The organism is Aquimarina sp. AWH4_224, from assembly GCF_056160245.1.
Genome location: NZ_JBSWWU010000042.1, coordinates 1 through 1513, shown reverse-complemented (window position 1 = coordinate 1513; position 1513 = coordinate 1). Strand labels below are relative to the sequence as shown.

At 32.4% G+C, this 1513-nt stretch carries 1 protein-coding gene; it reads left to right on the top strand.

Annotation, left to right across the window (positions count from 1 at the left end; all coding sequences use genetic code 11):
* On the top strand, positions 1 to 995 hold a 995-nt coding region (locus ACXAGJ_RS24600; RefSeq protein WP_474843831.1), incomplete at its 5' end, for an RHS repeat domain-containing protein.
* Positions 996 to 1513 lie beyond the last annotated feature (518 nt).

The following is a 1513-nucleotide window of genomic DNA, read 5'->3' as shown; positions in this document are numbered from 1 at the left end:
ATCTGTATCAACTTACAGATCATTTAGGCAATGTAAGAGCTGTAGTAGGAAGAACAAATACCGGACAAACCATTGGAATTACAAATGCTACTGATTATTACCCATTTGGAATGACCATGCCTGGTAGAAAATTAACCGACGGACAATACCGCTATCAATATCAAGGGCAGGAAAAAGATCCAGAAACTGATAAAGAAGCCTTTGAACTCAGACTTTGGGATGCAAGAATTGCACGTTGGTTAACAACAGATCCAAAAAATGAATTCGCTTCCCCGTATTTGGGAATGGCAAATAACCCTATAAACAAAATTGATCCTGACGGGGGAAGTACGAATGATTGGGTAAAAAGAGAAGATGGGAGTATTTACTGGGATCCTAACGCAAATTCTCAAGCCACAACAAAAGCAGGAGAAACCTATTTAGGTAAAACAGTGACTTTTACGTTTAATAGTTTTATCGATGAAAAATATTGGGATGGTCCAGGAGGAGGCAAACCTCTAATTGGTGATAAAATAACTAGTACTGTAACAATTTCTGGAATTGAAAATCAAGTTGGTGATTTGCTTTCTATTGCCAGTTATTCTTCTTATCGTCTTGGACCTACTCCCGTAGGAAAAGGTAGGAATTATTATCCTGGTGAAGGAGGAAGAAATAACATTTTTCTACAAAGTCAAGCTTTTGAAGATGGAAAGTTTATTGGGTATGATATAACTTTTGAACAACATGCAAGTGTCCCTAAAATTGAAGAATTCGCATTATCTGTGATGGGGTATAGAATTGTAGATGTGTCACAAAAACTGAATATTTCTATACATAATGGAGAGCTATCTTTTTCAGCATATACCAATATATTTCCATCTGCAACTTTAGATGTAAATGATATCCGATACATGCATTACATTCAACCTTCATTCGAAAAGACGCATAGAGCTGATTTATTTTACCGAAATCGAAACACAAAATATTTCCCATCGAAATTTTTCCAGAGATATTAAAGTATAACTATTATGAAATTAATCACGAAGATTATAGCTTTTTTTATTGTAAAATACTCTGTTTTTTATCTTTTCATGATGATAAAAAACAACAACTATAAAATTCCTAATATAGCTAAATCAAGAATTAGCGAAGACGCATTTTACTATTTATTGCTGTATATACCTCTTCCCCTAATTTCAATAATACTCTTTACTGCTCCGTTGTACTACTCTCTTAAATCTAAGAGCATGTTAATTTTTGCCGCAGTATTTGCCTTGTATTTAATTATAGAATATTTCATATACACCTATTTAACTTCACAAAGTCACATAGATGAAAACGGTGTGTTGAATTTGATTATTGGAATTATCATTTTCGGGATAATGTTTTACAAACATTTTAAACAAATAAACCAATAGAAGATGGATTTAATAGGATAATTACATCCTATCAAAAGCTTAAAAAATGAAGAACATTCAAACATATACCTATTATCTGTTTTTTGCTTTACTTTTTATTGGTAAGGTTATATATG